The following is a 16,113-nucleotide window of genomic DNA, read 5'->3' on the forward strand; positions in this document are numbered from 1 at the left end:
CTTGCCAGCGATGGGGCCCTCACTTTTTTCTGATCTGGTCCGCTGCGTCCCCTCTAGCCACATAGCACCAGGTCTTGCCCTCCCTGACCTTGGCCAGCAGCTTCAGCTTCACCAGCTTCTCCAGATCAGCCCGGGCAGTCCCCTCCGAAACCTCGAAGTCATTCTTCACTTCCTTGGCGACGAACAGCCGACCGGGGTCTCGCAGTACCTTTTTCAGCAACTGCACCTGCCTGAAATTCAGGTCCTTGTCGAAGCCGGACTGCATCAGCAGCCCCATGACGTCACGCAGCTCGTTGCGCTTGTTCTCGATGTAGACCAGGAACCCGTCCATCGCCCGCTCGATGATTTTCAGTTGGTGGTACACAAAATAGGTCAGGTCGAACTCATCGGTCTCGGTGAACAGGTACGACTCGCCATACTGCACCGGCGCCTGCTTCAACAGCGTACTGATCGAGATGTACTCGAACGCCCAATAGCCGCTTTTCAGCATGTACCAGTAGAACAGGCACCTTGCCGTCCTGCCGTTGCCATCGTTGAAGGGATGCTCGTAGCCGATCATGAAGTGCAGGATGATCGCCTTCACGGCGGGGTGGATGAAGGTTCGCCCGTCGTGGCCGTCATGCTTCTGGTTGGCGAAATCGCAGAGTCTTTCCAGGCGTTCCAGGAGCAGGGCGGCATCCGGCGGCTGGTGGACGATTTCCTCGTCACGGTCTTTGACGTGGATGTCATTGGTCCTTCTGATTTCTCCCGGGCAGGCGTGCTCTTCCTGAATGTCCCGGGTGGCTTCGGCGTGGAAGCGCCTGATCAGCTCAAGGGACAGGGGCATCTCGCTGCTGTGCTTGGCCAGCTTCATCAGCAGGAAGTTGTTGAAGATCATCCGCTCGTCGTCGTTGACCGGTTCGCGTTCCTTTTCGAGCATTTCCTTGGCGACCTTCCTGGTGGTCGCAGCCCCCTCCAACTGTGCGCTGGAAATCGCTTCTTCCATCATCAGTGACTCGACCAGGAACAGGTTGTTCTCGTTGACGGGCGAGTCTTTCGACACCACCAGCCCGAGCCTGGCGTTGATGTGCTCGATGGCGTGGATGACCGTCTGGGCGTATTCCGGGAGGCAGTATTTGAACGGGGAGTCATCCTCGGCGCGCAGGCCGATGAACTTCTGCATCAGGGTTCTGGACAGCTTCACCGTGCACCAGGCCGCTTCCGCGTTGATGCCGGAGGGCACCCGGTGGCGGAAGTCGTGCCAGTGCAGATAACGGCCCTTGTCGTCGACGGCGGAAAATGTCGAGATGAGCCCCAGAATCTCGCCGGCATGGCGCGCGAAAATCTCCGTGTAGGGCTTGGGTCTGTTGATCCGGGGCATGCTCAACTCAATTTCTGGAAAATTGAGTTGAGCCTATATCAGGAGGGAAATAGCGTCAAAAAGCGCGGTCAGGCGTCCGGCGCACAACCTTTCAGCACCAGCCGAATGATCGTCTGCGCCGCCGCCTCATAATCGCTCTCGTCCAGCTTCGCCTTCCCGGTCACCACCGAGATCTGCCAGTCGAAATCGGCGTAGGTCTGGGTCGCGGCCCAGATGCTGAACATCAGGTGGTGCGGGTCGACCGGGGCGATCTGGCCGTTGTCGATCCAGCGCTGGATGCAGGCGATGTTGTACCGGGCCTGGACGTTCAATTGCTCGACCTGGCGCGTACTCAGGTGCGGGGCGCCGTGCATGATCTCGCTGGCGAACACCTTGGAGGCGAAGGGCAGGTCGCGGGAGATGCGCACCTTGGAGCGGATGTAGGCGCTCAGCACTTCTTCCGGATCACCTTCGGCATTGAACGGCGTCGAGGCCTGCATGATCGGCTCGATGATGCTCTCGAGCACCTCGCGGTAGAGGTTTTCCTTGGACTTGAAGTAGTAGTAGACGTTGGGCTTGGGCAAGCCGGCCTTGGCCGCGATATCGCTGGTCTTGGTGGCGGCGAAACCCTTGTCGGCGAATTCTTCACTGGCCGCGCGCAGGATCAGTTCTTTGTTGCGCTCGCGAATGCTGCTCATGGTTGGCGCTGTTCCTTGGTCTCGGCCCGCCCCAGGCAGGCCCGGGCAGGCGGTGGCGCATGGTAGCACCGGGCTCGCAGGGCGCTCAAGGCGGGGGCTTGCAGCACGTCTGTGCCAGTAATAGCGGATGTTTTCAGTCAGGCAAGCAGCTATTCTTTGGCAACATCCCCTTACACGAGAGTCACAGAACATGGCAGGAAGCAGCCTTCTTTTACTGATCGACGATATCGCCGCAGTACTCGATGACGTTTCCGTGATGACCAAGGTGGCGGCCAAGAAAACCGCCGGTGTACTGGGTGACGACCTGGCGCTCAACGCGCAGCAGGTCTCCGGCGTGCGCGCCGAGCGGGAGATCCCGGTGGTGTGGGCGGTGTGCAAGGGCTCACTGCTCAACAAGCTGATCCTGGTGCCGGCGGCGCTGCTGATCAGCGCCTTTATTCCCTGGGCGGTGACGCCGCTGCTGATGCTTGGCGGTGCCTACCTGTGTTTCGAGGGCTTCGAGAAGCTGGCGCACAAGTACCTGCATGGCGCCGAGGAAAAGCAGGCCGATCATGCGGCGCTGAGTGAAGCCGCCGCCAACCCGGCCGTGGACCTGGTGGCCTTCGAGAAGGACAAGATCAAGGGCGCGATCCGCACCGACTTCATCCTCTCCGCCGAAATCATTGCCATTACCCTCGGCACCGTCGCCGATGCGCCACTGACCCAGCAGATCATCGTGCTGTCCGGCATCGCCCTGGTCATGACCATCGGCGTGTATGGCCTGGTGGCCGGGATCGTCAAGCTGGATGACCTGGGGCTGTGGATGACCGAGACCTGCAAGGGTGTCGGCAAAAGCATCGGCCACGGCATCCTGCGTGCCGCGCCGTACCTGATGAAGACCCTGTCGGTGGTGGGCACGGCGGCGATGTTCCTGGTCGGTGGTGGCATTCTCGTGCATGGCATCGAGCCGCTGCATCATGCGGTGCAGGGCTTCAGCGATGCCAATGGCGGAGCGGTGACCGCTGCCTTGATCAACGGTGTGCTGGGCGTGGTGGCCGGGGCCGTGGTGCTGGCGGTGGTCAGTGGGGTGGGCAAGCTGTGGAAAGCGGTTCGGGGAAGCTGAGTTGCCGCTGATGTCCCCATCGCCGGTGATCCGATTGCCGGCGATGAGGCCATCAGCAACAACCCAGGGTCCGGATGCGGACCCTCATGCACTTAGAAGTGCACTTTCACCAGCAGGCTGGCGGTGTTCTGGTTGGTATCGAAGAACTTGCTGTCCTTGATCCCGTACTTGTCCGACCAGTAGTCGTACTCGATACCGACGTACAGTTGCTTCTCGCCGAGGCTCATGGCCTTGCCCAGGTCGTACTTGATCTGCGGGTTGAAGTGCAGGTTGGCGTGGTAGGTGCCGTTCTTGTTCTCGTCGTTGTCGACCACCCAGTCCATGAAGCCGTCGATCAGGATGTCGGACTTGCCCACGGGAATGGTGTAGGCCCACACCGGGGTGATCTGCCAGACGTTGTCGCCGGCACGGCTGCCTTCGGTCTGACGGTTGTAGAAGTTCAGCTGGAAGTAGTCGAAGCCCGGCACGTCCAGGTCGAAGCCCGGGCCGATCAGGTACGACTCGGTATCGCCTTCGCCGAACTCGTAGGTCATGGCCAGCAGGACGTCCTTGACCGGGCCGAACGACAGGTCCTGGCCGAGGATCTTGCCGAACGACAGGCGCGGGCTGAATTCGCCGTAGTAGGTGTTCGGGCCGTTGTTGGCGTCCTTCTGGCCGTTGTAGAAGATCTTGTCGATGAACAGGAAGTTGTCACCGTACTTCCAGGCATCGGCGTGCTCGAAGGTGAAGGTCTGCTGGATTTCCGGGTTGACGGCGAAATCCTTGCCGTACAGGTAGGTCAGGCTGTTGTTCTGCCACAGCAGCAGGTCGTCGGCCATCGCGGAACTGGCGGCCAGCAGGCCCCCGGCGAGGATCAGGCTGTTGTTGAAACGCATCGCGTTGCTCCCTTGATTGATTCTGTTTGCGGCGCTCTTGGGTTGGCGCCGTCGGTATGAAAGGTTTGTCTTTCGGGTCAGGTTTTTGCGACCGGCCACAGCAAAATGGCAAGAGCTGAGCCAACCTTCCCGGAAGGGTGCAGCAATCCTGCTCGACATCTTTCTGAACAGTTCAAACGGTTACGACTGTTAGCGCTTGCGCGTGCCAACCGCCCGTATTCATTGACTGGACGGTCAGCAAACGCGGGCGGAATCCCTCCGCCCGGGTCGAGGGGGCGCGCAGATTACTGACTTGCGCGCTGGCCCTCAAGTACTCCTTCCAGGGAGCACCTGACGCAGATCAGGTTTTTTTAGAAGTGCACTTTGACCAACGCACTCGTGACGCTCTGGTTGGTGTCGAGGCGACTGCTGTTCTCGATACCGTATTTGTCTTTCCAGTAGCTGTATTCGATACCCACGTAGAGCTGCTTGGCGCCGAGCTTCAGGGCCTTGCCCAGGTCGTACTTGACCTGCGGGTTGAACTGCAGGTTGGCGTGGTAGGTGCCGCGACGCTTGGTCTCGTCGTTGTCCACCACCCAGTCCATGTAGCCATCGATGAGGATGTCGGACGAACCCACGGGAATCGTGTAGGAGAAGGTCGGGGTGATCTGCCAGACGTTGTCGCCCGGACGGCTGCCCTCGGTATGGCGGTTGTAGATGTTCAGGGTGAAGTAGTTGAAGCCGGGAATTGCCAGGTCGAAGCCCGGGCCGATCAGGTAGGCCTCGTTGTCGCCTTCGCCGGATTCGTAGCTCACCGCCAGGAGCACGTCCTTGATCGGGCCCAGCTCGATCTTCTTGTCGAAGATCTTGCCGAACGAGAAGCGCTCGGTGAACTCGCCGTAGTAGGTGCGATAGCCTTTGCCGCGGTCGGCCTGGCCGTTGTAGAAGATCTTGTCGACGAACAGGAAGGTGTCGCCGTATTTCCACTTGTTGGCGTGTTCGAAGGTAATGGTCTGCTGGATCGCAGGGTTTACCTGGAAGTCCTTGCCGTACAAATAGCTGAGGCTGTTGGATTGCCACAGCAAAAGATCCCCCGCTACCGCTGGAAGGCTCGCCAGCAAACTGCTGCCCAGGAGGAGGGAAGTGGTGGTGCGTTTCATGTTGTGATTCCCGGCTAATTATTGTTGTTCGTTGCGCTTTCTTTGGCGCGAAGCGCCCCGACCGACCCGCTCCCACGGGTCGGCGGTACTGCATGTTGCTCGGGGTCTGCCGGGTGGTCATGGGACCACCCAAAAGGCATCAATGGTGCGCGGCGGCTTCGTTGTGCGAGGCGCGTTCGGCGCCGCCGAGGATGTTGAACAACAGGTTCAGCACCAGCGCGCTGACCGTTGCCATGGCGATACCGCTATGGGTGATGGGTTCCATCCATTGCGGCATCTGCGCGAAGAACTCCGGACGGACCACCGGAATCAGGCCCATGCCGACGCTCACCGCCACCAGCAACTGGTTGCGCCGGTCGCTGATATCGGCTTCCTGGAGAATCTTGATCCCGGTAGCGGCCACCATGCCGAACATGGCGATCGACGCGCCGCCCAGTACCGCCGGCGGAATCGAGGCGATCAGGAAGGCCGCTTTCGGCAGCAGACTCAAGAGGATCAACAGGCCACCCGCCACCACCGTGACATAACGGCAGCGCACCCCGGTCATCTGCACCAGGCCGATGTTCTGGGCGAAGGAGGAGTGGGTGAAGGTGTTGAAGAACCCGGCGACGAAGGACGCACCGGCATCGCACAGCAGGCCGCGACGCAGCATGCCCGGAGTGACTTCACGGTCGGTGACCTTGCCCAGGGCGAGGAACATGCCGGTGGACTCGACGAAGATGATCACCACCACCAGGCACATCGACAGGATCGGCGCCAGGCTGAAGGTCGGCATGCCGAAGTGCAGCGGGGTGACCACTTGCAGCCACGGTGCTTCGTCCAGGCCGGACAGGTCGACCATGCCGATGGAGCCGGCGAGGATATAGCCCAGGCCCATGCCGATCAGCACCGACACATTGACCCAGAACCCGCGCATGAAGCGGTTGACCAGGAGGATGGTGGCCAGCACCAGGGCGGCGACGGTCAGGTAGATCGGCGAGCCGAAGGTGGTCGCCTCGGCACCGCCGCCGGCCCAGTTCACCGCCACGGGGAACAGCGACAGGCCGATGGAGGTGATCACCGTACCGGTGACCAGCGGCGGGAAGAACCGCACGACCTTGGACATGAACGGTGCGATCAGCATGCCGAAGAACCCGGCGGCGATGGTCGCGCCGAAGATCCCCTGCAGGCCGACGCCGGGCATCCCGGCCATGGCCACCATGCTGCCCACGGCGGCAAAGCTGGCACCCATCATCACCGGCATGCGGATACCCACAGCACCAATGCCGAACGACTGGACGATGGTGGCGACACCGGCGACCAGCAGATCGGCATTGATCAGGAAAGCGACTTCTTCTCGGGAGAGTCCGGCAGCCTGTCCGATGATCAGCGGCACCGCGATGGCGCCTCCGTACATCAGCAGCACATGTTGCAGACCCACCAGGATGAGTTGCAGCAGGGGCAGGGGCTGTCGTGGCGGCGCATCGGGGATGTACGCCTTGCGAGACTCGGACATGCAGCACCTCTACGGTTTTGTTCTTGTTTTTAGCTGCAAGCCTCAAGCCGCAAGCTTCAAGAAGAAGCCGCGTGCACCGGACTTGCAGTTTTTTTGCTTGTCACTACCGCAAGCCAGAACGACGCACTTCCAGACGAAGCAAAACCGCTCTGACTTGCAGCTTATGGCTTAAAGCTTGAAGCTCAATTCACCTTGGCACCGCTGGCGATCCAGTCACCGACCAGCTTGCGTTCTTCGGCAGTCATCTGGGTGATGTTGCCCAGCGGCATGATCTGGCTGGCGACGGCCTGGGCCTGGATACGCGGGGCCATGGCCTGGATCTGCTGCGCGGTGTCGAGCATCACGCCGGCCGGCGCGGTGCTGAACAGCGGGCTGGTCGGCTTGGCCGAATGGCACACGGTGCAACGCTCCTGGATGACGCTGTGGATCTTCTCGAAACCACCGCCGGTCGCGGCAGCGGTCGCTTGCGCCGGGGCTTCGGCGGCAGCGGCCGGGGCGGCAGGCGCAGCCGGTTCGGCGGGCTTGGCCTGGGCGGCCTGCCAGGCGGCGGCTTTGGCTTCCTCTTCCTTCTCGGCGGCAGTCTTGCCACCCAGCGCGGTTTCCGGCAGCGGCTGGTACTCGATCTTGGCCGCGGCCTGTTCCGGTGCAGTGCTCGGCATGCGCGCAGGACCTGTGACGTAGGCCAGGCAGATCATCGCCAGTGCGCCGGCGGGCAGGGCCCAGGCGAACTTGTTGCTGTCGTGGCGGGTGTTGAAGTAGTGACGGATCAACACCGCAGCGATGGCGATACCGGCCAGGATCAGCCAGTTGTATTCACTGCCGTAGGTGCTCGGGAAGTGGTTGCTGATCATGATGAACAGCACCGGCAGGGTGAAGTAGTTGTTGTGGCGCGAGCGCAACAGGCCCTTGGCCGGCAGGACCGGATCGGGGGTGGTGTTGGCTTCGATCGCCGCCACCAGCTGGCGCTGGGCCGGCATGATGATGCGGAATACGTTACCGACCATGATGGTGCCGATGATGGCGCCAGTGTGCAGGTACGCACCACGACCGCTGAACACCTGGCTGAAACCGAAGCACGCCGCGATCACCAGGACGAACAGCACCAGGCCGAGCAGGGCAGGGTGCTTGCCCAGTGGCGAGTCGCACAGGAAGTCGTAGATGAACCAGGCGGCGATCAGCGAGGCGACACCGATGGTCACGCCTTCGAAGCCGGTCAGGGTGCTGCCCGGTTTCAGCAGGTACAGGGTCGGCTGCCAGTAGAACACCAGGCACAGCAAGGCGATCCCGGACATCCAGGTGAAGTAGGCTTCCCATTTGAACCAGTGCAGGTTGTCCGGCATTTTCGGCGGTGCCAGCTTGTACTTCTCCAGGTGGTAGATACCGCCACCGTGGATCGCCCAAAGGTCACCCGACAGCCCTTCGCGCGGGTTGGCGCGGTTCAGGTTGTTTTCCAGCCAGACGAAGTAGAACGACGCGCCGATCCAGGCCACGCCGGTAATCATGTGAACCCAGCGCACGCTCAGGTTCAGCCATTCCAACAGATGTGCTTCCACAGTCTTGTACCTCTTGCCGGTCACCGGAATCCGGTGGCCAGCCTTCTCTTATTGGTGGGGATTGAGGATCAGCTGCTCATCCTCGGTAAAGAAATGCTCGTCGCAGTTGTTGCCGGAACCACTGCGATCAACCACCAGGAAGTCATCCCGCTTTTCGATCGTCAGCACCGGGTGGTGCCAGACGCCGCGATGGTAATTGACGCCCTGCCTGCCATTGCTCATGAAGGCACGGACGTGACCTGATACAGGTGCATCGCCAACTGGCGCGACCACGATCAGAAAGGGGTTGCCGAGCAGCGGGATGAAAGCCTGGCTGCCCAGCGGATGGCGTTCCAGCATGCGTACGGTCAGCGGCATGTCCAGCGCGTCGGCGCGGAAGATGCTGATGATCGCCTTGTCTTCCGGCTGGGCGGTTTCCACCGTCGCCAGCTTGTGGAAGCGCATGGTCGAGCCGTTGTTGATCATGAAGTGGTCGCTGCCGTCGGTTTCGATCACGTCACCGAAGGGGGCGAAGGCTTCTTTGGTCAGGGGCTCGATCACTAGAGTACGCATGCTTTTATTCTCTGAATTCTGTGTTGTTCAAATCGTCAGGCTGTGTGGCGCCGGCCGGGCCGGCGCGGGTCTTACAGTTGCAGCAGGCGGAACAGGGCGATCAGGTTGATCTGCGCCAGGGCTTCCTTGAACTCGGCTTCGGCATCGTTGTGGATGCGGGTTTCGAAGGCGGCGAGGATCTGGTGCCGGTTGCTGCCCTTGACCGCCATGATGAACGGGAAGCCGAACTTGTCCTTGTAGGCGTCGTTGAGCGAGGTGAAGCGCTCGAACTCTTCGGCGGTGCACTGGTGGATGCCGGCGCCGGCCTGCTCGTTGGTGCTCGACTCGGTCAGTTCACCCTTGATCGCGGCCTTGCCGGCGAGGTCCGGGTGAGCGTTGATCAGCGCCAGCTGGGCGGCGTGATCGGCGCTGAGGAGGATGTCGCTCATGCGCTGGTGCAGGTTCTCGATCTGGTCCACTTCGCCGAGCTGGCCCAGGTCGTAGGCCTTCTCGGCCACCCACGGCGAGTGCTCGTAGATGTCGGCGAACGCCTCGATGAATGCGGCACGGTCCAGGGACGAAGGGGTCAGGGTCTTGAAAGCGGTCATTTCGAAATCTCGGCTTGGAAAGGGTGGGTGGCGTGCCAGTGGCGGGCGATGTCCACGCGACGGGCAAACCAGACCTGGTCATGGCTCTTGGCGTAATCGATGAAGCGCTTGAGCGAAGCCAGGCGTGCCGGACGGCCGACCAGGCGGCAGTGCAGGCCGATGGAGAGCATTTTCGGGGCGGTGGCGCCTTCTTCGTAGAGCACGTCGAAGGCGTCCTTCAGGTACTGGAAGAACTGCTCGCCGCAGTTGAAGCCCTGGACCTGGGTGAAGCGCATGTCGTTGGTGTCCAGGGTGTAGGGGATCACCAGGTGCGGCTTGCCGGTCGGGTTGTTCGGTTCCCAGTAGGGCAGGTCGTCGTCGTAGGTGTCGCTGTCGTAGAGGAAGCCGCCTTCCTCCATCACCAGCCGGCGGGTGTTCGGGCCGGTGCGGCCGGTGTACCAGCCGACCGGGCGCTCGCCGGTCAGTTCGGTGAGGATGCGGATGGCTTCGAGCATGTGCTCGCGCTCCTGGGCCTCGTCCATGTTCTGGTAGTCGATCCAGCGGTAGCCGTGGCTGCAGATCTCGTGGCCGGCCTCGGCCATGGCGCGGATCACGTCCGGGTGGCGCTGGGCGGCCATGGCCACGGCGAAGATGGTCAGTGGCACGCCGCTGTCCTTGAACAGCTTGAGCAGGCGCCACACGCCGGCGCGGCTGCCGTATTCGTAGAGCGATTCCATGCTCATGTTGCGCGCGCCCTGCAGCGGCTGGGCAGCGACCATCTCGGACAGGAAGGCTTCGGATTCCTTGTCACCGTGGAGGATGTTGCGCTCGCCACCTTCTTCGTAATTGAGCACGAAAGACAACGCGACGCGCGCATTCCCCGGCCAGTGCGGATGGGGAGGGGTATTGCCATAACCGATCAGGTCGCGAGGATAATCAGCGCTCACTGCAGTCTTCCTTCTTGTACGTGAATGCGGGGGTGGCGAATGCGCAGGTTGCGTTGGGCCACGACGATGAAGCAATTGTATACAACTTTATTTACGATTTGTAAGCCTGTTTTTTTCCATTTCTTCGTCGTGCGTGCCTCTATATGCCTAGCAAGAAACCTGCCTGATTGGTCAGCTAATGACGTTGGCGTCGTTATGGGCCCTGGCTTTGCGACTAATGGGGGATTCACGGCGGCCCGTAGCGCTGAATCGTAAAATTGCCAGAAAAATTGTGTACAATTTTTCGATAAAGTGTCTTAATGCTTTCACAGCCGCTTGCTGCCGTGTTTCCCTCTGGTGCAGGCGGGTATTTTTTGCCCATAGAGTGAACAAGAGGCGATCGAGCAATGGGACGTTTGACCACGCATGTACTGGATGCCGCACATGGCTGCCCTGGCAGCTCGATCAAGGTCGAGCTGTACCGGGTCGAAGGCCAGCAGCTGGAGCTGGTGACCACCGCGCTGACCAACAGCGACGGCCGGGTCGACGCGCCGCTGCTGCAGGGCGATGACTACCGCAGCGGTGTGTACCAGCTGCAATTCAGCGCTGGCGACTACTACCGCGCCCGTGGTGTGCAACTGCCGGAACCGGCGTTCCTGGATGTGGTGGTGCTGCGTTTCGGCATCAACGACAAGCAGGACCACTACCACGTACCGCTGCTGATCTCGCCTTACAGTTACTCGACCTATCGCGGAAGCTAGTTGGTCGCTAGAAGAATCTTCGTAGGTCTTTGGCCCGCTCACACTGGCGGGCTTTTTTTCGTCTGCTGTTTTTCAAAGGCTGTATAAGGCCCCGTAGGAGCGTGGCTTGCCCGCGAAGGACCGCGCAGCGGTCCCAGGATTTCGATGGCAGCACCATTTTCGGGAGCGCTTCGCACTCCTTCGCGGGCAAGCCACGCTCCTACCTGGTTTGCAGTGTCTGATCCACAAAAAAGCCCCACCCGAAGGTGAGGCTCTCTGCCCAGTATCTGCCCTTTACAGGAAGATGAACTTGGCAATGAAGATCGCACACAGCACCCACAGGCTGGCCGAGATCTCCTTGTGCTTGCCGGTGAAGGCCTTGAGCACCACGAAGGTGATGAAGCCCAGGGCGATACCGTCGGCGACCGAGAAGGTCAGCGGCATCATGATCACCGTGACGATCGCCGGAATGCTGTCGGTGGCGTCATCCCATTCGATATGGGCCATGCTGCCCATCATCAGCATCGCCACGTAGATCAGCGCACCCGCGGTGGCATAGGCCGGGATCATGCCGGCCAGCGGGGCGAAGAACATCGCCGCGACGAACAGCAAGCCGACCACCACCGCCGTCAAACCGGTACGACCACCTGCCGCGACGCCCGCGGCACTTTCCACATAGCTGGTCACCGGCGGCACACCGACCACGGCACCGAACACGCTCGAGGCACTGTCCGCCTTCAACGCCCGCGACAGGTTTTCGATACGCCCGTCGGCATTCACCAGGTTGGCACGTTGCGCCACGCCCATCAGGGTGCCGGCGGTGTCGAACATATGCACGAAGAGGAAGGCCAGGACCACGGCGATCATGCTGACGTTGAACACCCCGGCCACATCCATGGCCATCCAGGTCGGTGCCAGGCTCGGAGGCAGCGAGAACACTCCGCCGTATTCCACCAGGCCCAGGCCCCAGCCGGCCAGGGTCACGGTGATGATGCTGATGAGGATTGCGCCGAACACCCGGTGGTAGCTGAGTACCGCGATCATCAGGAAGCACAGCGCCGCGAGCAGCGGACCGGGCTCGTTGAGGTGACCGAGCTTGATCAGGGTGGCCGGGCTGTCGACGACGATGCCCGCGGTTTTAAGGCCGATCAGTCCGAGAAACAATCCGACGCCGGCGCCCATGGCGTGGCGAAGGCTGACCGGGATGCTGTTGAGCAGCCATTCGCGCACGCGGGAAAGGGTCAGGAACATGAACAGCACCCCGGAGACGAACACCGCGCCCAGCGCGGCTTCCCAGGTGTAGCCCATGGTCCCGACCACGGTATAGGTGAAGAAGGCGTTCAGGCCCATGCCCGGGGCAAGGCCCACCGGCCAGTTGGCGTACAGCCCCATCAACAGGCAGCCAAGGGCGGCGGCGATGCAGGTGGCGACGAACGCCGCCCCGTGATCGATGCCGGCATCGGCCATGATGTTGGGGTTGACGAAGATGATGTAGGCCATGGTGATGAAGGTCGTCAGGCCCGCGATCATCTCGGTCTTGACGGTGCTGCCGTGTTGCTTGAGTTTGAAAATCCGTTCCAGCCAGCTCGTTTCGAGCGGTGGAGCAAGATCCAGCGTAGGGGCGTCGGATTTGCGGCTTTCCACAGCGTGTACTCCTCAAGTCTTTCTTGTTTTTCAGAGCTGGTCCTGCACGATCACTGGGGGCTCTGCGAGGGAAGGTTGTCGGCGACTCCGGACCGCGAGTTGACTTTTGGGTCAGGAAGTTGCCCGGTGGATTATGCTTTTGTATACAAAGAATGCAAATACTGTTTTATTGGATGTGCGCAGTTTGTTTGTCACAAGGGCTATAACGAATGATGGCGCCTGCAGAAATGCCGATTGCTGTGTACAATGCGGCAATACCTTATGCCGTCATTTTTCTACCCAGGACTTGCCATCGCCCCACTGGCTGGTATTACAGTCGAGGCCCGATAGGTGAATCTTCGTGCGCGAGTGCCCATGAACGAACAGTTACAACCCCTCAAGAAAGCCCCGCGAGCCGGCAAGACCGGCGGTCGCAGCGGCACCCAGGACGATATTGTCTACGCGCATATCTTCGAAGCCATTCTCGAACAGCGATTGGCCCCGGGTACCAAGTTGAGTGAGGAAGCACTGGGCGAGATCTTCGGCGTCAGCCGCACCATCATTCGCCGCGCCCTGTCCCGCCTGGCCCATGAAAGCGTGGTCCTGCTGCGGCCGAATCGCGGTGCAGTGGTGGCCAGCCCGACGGTCGAGGAAGCGCGCCAGGTGTTCTTCTCCCGTCGCATGGTCGAGCGCGCGATCACCGAGCTGGCGATCCAGCACGCCACTGCCGAGCAACTGAACGAACTGCGCGAGATGGTCCGCGAGGAGCGCGACAGCTTCTCCCGTGGCGATCGTGGTGCCGGTATCCGTCTTTCCGGTGAGTTCCACCTCAAGCTGGCCGAAGCGGCGGGCAATGCGCCGCTGATCAGCTTCCAGCGCAGCCTGGTGTCGCAGACCTCGCTGATCATCGCCCAGTACGAAAGCGGCAACCGCTCGCATTGTTCCTATGACGAGCACATGCAATTGATCGATGCCCTGGAAGCGCGGGATGCGGCCAAGGCCGTGGACCTGATGATGCACCACATGGACCACATCGACAGCAAGCTGAACCTGGATGAGGAAAGTGCTTCGGATGATCTGCATGCGGTGTTTTCGCATTTGTTGCAGAGCAAGAAGCGCGGCGGGGCGGTGTCAGCCAAGGGCTGAAAACTGCACAGATGCGAAAAGGGGCTCATGAATGAGCCCCTTTTTTGTGGGCAATGAGTAACCCTGTGGGAGCTGGCTTGCCAGCGATTGCAGTGGTGAATTCACCATAGCTATCGCTGGCAAGCCAGCTCCCACAGGTTCAGTGTTCAGCCTCGCTGATGGACGCAGACGCCCGCCGCAAAGGTCTGGCTGATGGTGCGGTCGTCACCCAGGGTGGTCAGCACGAACAGGGTCTCCTCGATACTGTTGGACTGCTGCAGGCGGTAATCCAGCAACGGCGTCGCCTTGTAGTCCAGCACCACGAAGTCCGCATCGTTGCCGGCCTTCAGGCTACCGATCTTGTCATCCAGACTGAGAGCCCGCGCGCCACCCAGGGTCGCCAGGTACAGCGATTTGAACGGATGCAACCGCGCGCCCTGCAACTGCATCACCTTGTACGCCTCGTTCAGCGTATTCAGCAGCGAGAAGCTGGTGCCGGCACCAACGTCGGTCCCCAGGCCCACCTTGACCTTGAACTGCTCGGCCTGCGGCAGGTTGAACAACCCGCTACCGAGGAACAGGTTCGACGTCGGGCAGAACGCCACCGCCGACCCGGTCTCCGCCAGGCGTTGGCACTCGGCATCACACAGGTGCACGCCATGGGCGAACACCGAGCGCTCGCCGAGCAGCTTGAAGTGGTCGTACACATCCAGGTAACCACTGCGCTCCGGGAACAGCGATTTCACCCAGTCGATTTCCTTGAGGTTCTCGCTCAGGTGGGTGTGCATGTACAGGCCGTCATGCTCGCTCAGCAGTTGCCCGGCCAGTTGCAGTTGCTCCGGTGTGCTGGTCGGCGCGAAGCGCGGGGTGACCGCGTAGTGCAGGCGGCCCTTGCCGTGCCAGCGCTCGATCAGTGCCTTGCTTTCGGCATAGCCCGACTCGGCGGTGTCGGTCAGGTAGTCCGGGGCGTTGCGGTCCATCATCACCTTGCCGGCGATCATCCGCAGGTCGAGGCGCTCGGCTTCCTCGAAGAAGGCGTTCACCGATTCCGGGTGCACGCTGCCGAACACCAGGGCGGTGGTGGTGCCGTTGCGCAGCAGTTCCTCGACGAAGATCTTCGCCACCTTGTCGGCATGGGCCTTGTCGGCGAACTGCTTCTCGCACGGGAAGGTGTAGGTGTTCAGCCAGTCCAGCAACTGCTCGCCGTAGGAGCCGATCATGCCGGTCTGCGGGAAATGGATATGGGTGTCGATGAAGCCCGGGGTGATCAGCTTGTCGTGGTAGTGCTCCACCTCGATATCGGCGGGCAGGGTCGGCAGCAGGTCGGCGGCGTGGCCGACGCGGCTGATCTTGCCGTTGTCCACCACCAGCAGGCCGTCCTCGAAATACTCGAAGGAAGCCTCGATGCCCACCTCGGCGGGGTCGGCGATGCTGTGCAGGATGGCGGAACGGTAGGCTTTGCGGGTTGCGCTCATAACGGTCTCGTCAAATGGCGTGGCTGCGCCGCGACGGCGGCAGCAGTTGGGCGATGGGTTCGGCGTTCACGGCCGGGTTGTGCTGGCCGAAACTGGCGTTGTAGGTGGCGATGATCTCGGCGGCGATGGACACGGCGATCTCGATCGGCAGCTTGCCCTTGACCTCGGCCAGGCCCATCGGGCAGCGCATGCGCTGCATGCGTTCGGCATCGAAGCCGCGGTCGCGCAGGCGGTGTTCGAACTTGGCGCGCTTGGTCTTCGAGCCGATCAGGCCGAACCAGGTGAAGTCATTGCGCTTGAGGATGGCGGCGGTCAGTTCCAGGTCGAGCTGATGGTTGTGGGTCATGACGATGCAGTAGCTGCCCGGGGGCAGTTCGTCGACCTCGTCCACCGGCTCTTCGGCGACGATCTTGCTGACCCCGGCGGGCAGCGTGTCGGGGAACTCCTGCTCGCGGGAATCGATCCAGCGCACCCGGCAGGGCAGGGCGGCGAGCAAGGGTACCAGAGCGCGGCCGACATGGCCCGCGCCGAACACCGCGATCTGGGCCTGGACCGCGCCCATGGGTTCGAACAGCAGCACGGTGGCGCCGCCGCAGCACTGGCCGAGGCTGGCGCCGAGGCTGAAGCGTTCGAGGTGCGGGGATTCGCGGCCTTCGGCGAGCATCTGCCGGGCGATGTGCATGGCCTTGAATTCCAGATGGCCGCCGCCGATCGTGTCGAACAGCTGGAAGGCGCTGACCACCATCTTGGAACCGGCGTTGCGCGGGGTCGAGCCGCGCTCCTCGATGATGGTCACCAGGACGCAGGGCTCGCCCTGGGCTTGCAGGTCGGCGAGGGCGTTGATCCATTGGTGCATGATGTGAGTCCTCTCCAGGAATCTTGTGGTGCTTGTGCTGGCCTCATCG

Annotated in this window: 15 protein-coding genes; 3 read left to right on the plus strand and 12 right to left on the minus strand. The window is 61.7% G+C overall.

The genetic code is table 11. The features are described from left to right. Window positions 1–19: 19 nt before the first annotated feature. Window positions 20–1,360: a Fic family protein gene (locus AC2CQI_RS29180; RefSeq protein ID WP_484578641.1), complete on the minus strand. Its 1,341-nt coding sequence runs from the start codon at window positions 1,358–1,360 to the stop codon at window positions 20–22. 68 nt (window positions 1,361–1,428) lie between these two features. Then, a complete protein-coding gene (locus tag AC2CQI_RS29185; RefSeq protein ID WP_484578642.1) occupies window positions 1,429–2,037 on the minus strand; it encodes a TetR/AcrR family transcriptional regulator in 609 nt (202 codons plus the stop codon). Between the two features lie 190 nt (window positions 2,038–2,227). Here AC2CQI_RS29185 and AC2CQI_RS29190 point away from each other — a divergent pair, with 190 nt between their 5' ends. Then, window positions 2,228–3,139, plus strand: a complete 912-nt coding sequence (locus AC2CQI_RS29190; RefSeq protein WP_484578643.1) for a DUF808 domain-containing protein — start codon at window positions 2,228–2,230, stop codon at window positions 3,137–3,139. Window positions 3,140–3,231: 92 nt separating this feature from the next. Here the strand turns inward: AC2CQI_RS29190 and AC2CQI_RS29195 are convergent, their stop codons facing one another. The 7 genes from AC2CQI_RS29195 to puuE all read right to left on the minus strand — a co-directional run bounded on the left by AC2CQI_RS29195 (window position 3,232) and on the right by puuE (window position 10,266). Beyond that, the gene (locus AC2CQI_RS29195; RefSeq protein WP_075802583.1) at window positions 3,232–4,014 is read right to left on the minus strand and encodes an outer membrane protein OmpK; all 783 of its coding nucleotides are present in this window, start codon (window positions 4,012–4,014) and stop codon (window positions 3,232–3,234) included. Window positions 4,015–4,364: 350 nt separating this feature from the next. Beyond that, window positions 4,365–5,153: an outer membrane protein OmpK gene (locus tag AC2CQI_RS29200; protein ID WP_075802582.1), complete on the minus strand. Its 789-nt coding sequence runs from the start codon at window positions 5,151–5,153 to the stop codon at window positions 4,365–4,367. A 139-nt stretch (window positions 5,154–5,292) separates the two neighbouring features. Continuing rightward, window positions 5,293–6,648, minus strand: coding sequence for a nucleobase:cation symporter-2 family protein (locus AC2CQI_RS29205; RefSeq protein ID WP_484578644.1), 1,356 nt, complete (start codon window positions 6,646–6,648; stop codon window positions 5,293–5,295). Between the two features lie 182 nt (window positions 6,649–6,830). Next, window positions 6,831–8,201 (minus strand): urate hydroxylase PuuD, encoded by a 1,371-nt coding sequence (locus AC2CQI_RS29210; RefSeq protein WP_075802580.1) that lies wholly within the window; start codon window positions 8,199–8,201, stop codon window positions 6,831–6,833. A 48-nt stretch (window positions 8,202–8,249) separates the two neighbouring features. Beyond that, window positions 8,250–8,753 carry an ureidoglycolate lyase gene (locus AC2CQI_RS29215; RefSeq protein WP_075802579.1) on the minus strand — a complete coding sequence of 168 codons (504 nt, stop codon included), beginning with the start codon at window positions 8,751–8,753 and terminating at the stop codon, window positions 8,250–8,252. Between the two features lie 71 nt (window positions 8,754–8,824). Beyond that, complete coding sequence (uraD, locus tag AC2CQI_RS29220) at window positions 8,825–9,340, minus strand: 2-oxo-4-hydroxy-4-carboxy-5-ureidoimidazoline decarboxylase (RefSeq protein ID WP_484578645.1); 516 nt, start codon at window positions 9,338–9,340, stop codon at window positions 8,825–8,827. Continuing rightward, window positions 9,337–10,266 carry an allantoinase PuuE gene (gene puuE / locus AC2CQI_RS29225; RefSeq protein WP_075802577.1) on the minus strand — a complete coding sequence of 310 codons (930 nt, stop codon included), beginning with the start codon at window positions 10,264–10,266 and terminating at the stop codon, window positions 9,337–9,339. The genes uraD and puuE overlap by 4 nt, the downstream gene beginning before the upstream one ends. A gap of 386 nt (window positions 10,267–10,652) precedes the next feature. Here puuE and uraH point away from each other — a divergent pair, with 386 nt between their 5' ends. Beyond that, window positions 10,653–11,006, plus strand: a complete 354-nt coding sequence (gene uraH, locus AC2CQI_RS29230) for a hydroxyisourate hydrolase (RefSeq protein ID WP_009396156.1) — start codon at window positions 10,653–10,655, stop codon at window positions 11,004–11,006. 273 nt (window positions 11,007–11,279) lie between these two features. Here uraH and AC2CQI_RS29235 read toward each other — a convergent pair whose 3' ends face one another. After that, a complete protein-coding gene (locus AC2CQI_RS29235; RefSeq protein WP_484580683.1) occupies window positions 11,280–12,515 on the minus strand; it encodes an NCS2 family permease in 1,236 nt (411 codons plus the stop codon). Between the two features lie 468 nt (window positions 12,516–12,983). Here AC2CQI_RS29235 and AC2CQI_RS29240 point away from each other — a divergent pair, with 468 nt between their 5' ends. After that, window positions 12,984–13,754, plus strand: a complete 771-nt coding sequence (locus AC2CQI_RS29240; protein WP_075802575.1) for a GntR family transcriptional regulator — start codon at window positions 12,984–12,986, stop codon at window positions 13,752–13,754. A 146-nt stretch (window positions 13,755–13,900) separates the two neighbouring features. Here the strand turns inward: AC2CQI_RS29240 and guaD are convergent, their stop codons facing one another. Then, the gene (guaD, locus tag AC2CQI_RS29245; protein ID WP_484578646.1) at window positions 13,901–15,208 is read right to left on the minus strand and encodes a guanine deaminase; all 1,308 of its coding nucleotides are present in this window, start codon (window positions 15,206–15,208) and stop codon (window positions 13,901–13,903) included. A gap of 10 nt (window positions 15,209–15,218) precedes the next feature. Next, the gene (gene xdhC / locus AC2CQI_RS29250) at window positions 15,219–16,064 is read right to left on the minus strand and encodes a xanthine dehydrogenase accessory protein XdhC (protein WP_484578647.1); all 846 of its coding nucleotides are present in this window, start codon (window positions 16,062–16,064) and stop codon (window positions 15,219–15,221) included. Between the last annotated feature and the right edge of the window lie 49 nt (window positions 16,065–16,113).

The sequence above is a fragment of the Pseudomonas sp. P2S-1 genome (genome assembly GCF_057197725.1).